The sequence below is a fragment of the Kitasatospora sp. NPDC091257 genome (assembly GCF_044757675.1).
Lineage (GTDB): Bacteria > Actinomycetota > Actinomycetes > Streptomycetales > Streptomycetaceae > Kitasatospora > Kitasatospora lactacystinica.
This window is the reverse complement of sequence record NZ_JBIVVI010001142.1, coordinates 1-2,903: the sequence shown is the minus strand read 5'-3', so window position 1 is coordinate 2,903 and position 2,903 is coordinate 1. Positions and strand designations below refer to the sequence as shown.

Sequence of the window (2,903 nt, the reverse complement as noted above, 5' to 3'; positions counted from 1 at the left end):
GGCGGCGATGAAGACAGCCGCAGCTGTCTTTATCGAAGGGCGGCGCTCCTGGCGCGACGTCAGATGCTCGCCACGGAAAACGCTTAGTCCTCGGCCTGCGTCGGGGCTGCTTCGTCCGGGGTACGGACCTCGTCGTCCATGAACGGCGTTCCTTCCGTGTCGGCGTGGACGGTTCGCCGGTGCGCGCGACCAGAGCCGGGACCCGAAGGCTGTCCCGGGCGGGCTCCCGCTCTCCGGCTTGACCTTCTCACTGGTGTGAACACCTACCGTTCCCGCTGTCGGCGAAACCCCGGCCCGCGAAGGAGCACCCGATGTCAGCCACCCCGCTCGCCCGGATCTCCCGGCCGGCCGCCCACGCCGACGTGCGAACTGCGTGACGTGGTACTGGAGTTCCTCAAGGGATGACCGCCCCCCGGGGGAACACCCCGGCGAGCGGCGTCGTTCGCCAGGTCATGCGCATCGGAGAACTCGCCCACCCGAGGCTCGCCGACCTGGACTCGCGGATCGAGGGCCTCTCCCGCAGCAGCCGGGCGCTCTCCCACGACCTCGCCACCGCGCGCGACTACGGTCACGGGCGCGGCTACGGCGAGGGGCGGGCGGCCTGACGGGACGTAGGTCCCGACCCGGCGCTCCCCCGGCGCGCCGTCCCGCCACCGGCGGAGTGAACTGGACATAGTGCGACATACAGCTTGATCCCGAGCGTTCCGACAGTCCGAGCCGGACGCGCCGAGTATGTCGAGAGGTCCATCCGATGAGCAGCCAGCCGCCCCAGCCCGACCCGCCCGCGAAGGAGCCCGACGAACCCGCCGCGACCCTTCCGGTCGACCGGGCGGTGTTCGGCATCGGCGCCGTCCTGGTCCTGGCGGTGGTCGCGTGGGGCGTCTTCGCCGAGGACTCGCTCGGCCGCACCTCCGGCACGGCGCTCGACTGGGTGCTGCACAACTTCGGCTGGCTGTTCGTGGTGGCCGCCGACGTCTTCCTCGTCGTCGCCCTGCTGCTCGCGTTCAGCCGCTTCGGCCGGATCCGGCTCGGCCGCGACGACGACGAGCCCGAGTTCTCCACCGTCGCCTGGATCGCCATGATGTTCAGCGCCGGCATGGGCATCGGCCTGATGTTCTACGGCGTCGGCGAGCCGCTCCAGCTCTTCGCCACCCCGCAGCCCGGCTCCGGCGTGGAGCCGCAGAGCTCGGCCGCCGCCCAGCAGGCCCTGGAGTTCTCGCTCTTCCACTGGACCCTGCACCCGTGGGCGATCTACGCGGTCGGCGGCCTGGCCCTCGCCTACACCACCTTCCGCAAGGGCCGGGGCAACCGGATCTCCGCCGCCTTCGTCCCGCTGATCGGACAGCGCGGCGCGGACGGCTGGGCCGGGCGGACGATCGACCTGCTGGCCGTGTTCGCCACCGTCTTCGGCTCCGCGACCAGCCTCGGCCTCGGCGCGCTCCAGGTCGCCGACGGGCTCGGCTACATCTCGTCCGTCCGCAACACCCAGAACGCCCAGCTGATCATCATCGCCTCGCTGAGCGCCGCGTTCGTGGTCTCCGCGTTCTCCGGGGTCCACAAGGGCGTGAAGTGGCTCTCCACGGCGAACGTCGTGCTCGCCTCGCTGATCATGGTCTTCGTCTTCGTGGTCGGTCCGACCGTGTTCGTGCTGGACGCGATTCCGTCCTCGGTCGGCGGCTACCTCTCCGACCTGCTCGCCATGTCCACCCAGACCGGCGCCTTCACCGACGAGGGCTGGCTCGGCTCCTGGACGATCTTCTACTGGGCCTGGTGGCTCTCCTGGGCGCCCTTCGTCGGCACCTTCATCGCCCGGATCTCGCGCGGCCGCACCGTCCGGCAGTTCCTGCTCGGCGTGCTGCTGGTGCCCAGCGGGGCGACGGTCGTCTGGTTCTGCGTGATGGGCGGCACCGCGATCCGGCTGGTCACCACCGGTGCGGCCGACCTGGTCGCGACCATCCCGCAGGGCCCGGAGGCCTCCCTGTTCGAGATGCTGCGCTCGCTGCCGCTCGGCTCGGTGACCAGCGTGGTCGCGGTGCTGCTGGTGATGACCTTCTTCATCACCAGCGCCGACTCGGCCTCGCTGGTGCTCGGCTCGCTCTCCAGCCGGGGCTCGCTGCATCCGCGGACCTGGCTGGTGGTGGTCTGGGGCGTGCTGATGGGCGGGGTCGCGGCGGCCCTGCTGCTGGCCGGCGGGCTGACCGCGCTGCAGAACGCGACGATCCTGGTCGCGCTGCCGTTCGTGGTGGTGATGCTGCTGCTGTGCGTCTCGCTGGTGAAGGAGCTCCGCGAGGACCCGGCCGCCGCGCCCTCCCGCTTCCGCCCGCCGCACGGCCTGCGGGACGCCGTCCGGGAGGCCGTCGGCGAGTCCGGAACGCGCCGCTGACCTGCGCATACGCCCCGGCCGGCGACGGTTGGGGCGTGTGCGGCCAACCGACGCCAAACCCCCGTCGGGACTTCACCCGCGCGTACCGACCGTTCACGCCGCCCTGGAAACCTCCCTGTCATGAACGCCAACCCTCAGGCGCCCCATCAGGAACCGCGCTTCCCCCTGCCCCAACGGCACCGCCGGCTGCTCGCCGCCACCGCCGTCCTCGTCTCCATCGCCCTCGGCACCCTGGGCGTCGGCGCCACCGTGGAAACCGTCGAACACGGCCCCTTGGCCAGCGCCTCCGCCAGCAAGTAGCAACCGCCCCGCCCGGCACCGCGGTCCCGTCCCGGACCCGGTGCTTCTTGCTCTCCCGGCCCGGAACCACCACGCTCCCCGGCCCGGAGCCACCATGCTTCCCGGCCCGAGCCCGTCGCGCCTTCCGCCCGAGCCGGGCCCCGCCGCCGGAGAGCGGCGTCCCCCGCTACGCCCGCTGCTCGGCGCGGGGGCCGGCCGGGGGCGGGACCAGCGGGCCGGG

The 2,903-nt window shown here is 72.5% G+C and carries 3 protein-coding genes; all 3 read left to right on the top strand.

Annotation, left to right across the window (positions count from 1 at the left end):
* Window positions 1-401 precede the first annotated feature (401 nt).
* The 3 genes from ACIQOV_RS35510 to ACIQOV_RS35500 all read left to right on the top strand — a co-directional run bounded on the left by ACIQOV_RS35510 (window position 402) and on the right by ACIQOV_RS35500 (window position 2,683).
* Window positions 402-605 carry a hypothetical protein gene (locus ACIQOV_RS35510; RefSeq protein ID WP_401054951.1) on the top strand — a complete coding sequence of 68 codons (204 nt, stop codon included), beginning with the start codon at window positions 402-404 and terminating at the stop codon, window positions 603-605.
* A gap of 146 nt (window positions 606-751) precedes the next feature.
* Window positions 752-2,383 carry a BCCT family transporter gene (locus ACIQOV_RS35505; RefSeq protein WP_401054950.1) on the top strand — a complete coding sequence of 544 codons (1,632 nt, stop codon included), beginning with the start codon at window positions 752-754 and terminating at the stop codon, window positions 2,381-2,383.
* Window positions 2,384-2,503: 120 nt separating this feature from the next.
* A complete protein-coding gene (locus ACIQOV_RS35500; RefSeq protein ID WP_359913294.1) occupies window positions 2,504-2,683 on the top strand; it encodes a hypothetical protein in 180 nt (59 codons plus the stop codon).
* Window positions 2,684-2,903: the final 220 nt, after the last annotated feature.

Bases quoted from the DNA above. Each gene is read 5' to 3' on its own strand.
- ACIQOV_RS35510 (WP_401054951.1), top strand. From the start codon at position 402: ATGACCGCCCCCCGGGGGAACACCCCGGCGAGCGGCGTCGTTCGCCAG.
- ACIQOV_RS35505 (WP_401054950.1), top strand. From the start codon at position 752: ATGAGCAGCCAGCCGCCCCAGCCCGACCCGCCCGCGAAGGAGCCCGAC.
- ACIQOV_RS35500 (WP_359913294.1), top strand. From the start codon at position 2,504: ATGAACGCCAACCCTCAGGCGCCCCATCAGGAACCGCGCTTCCCCCTG.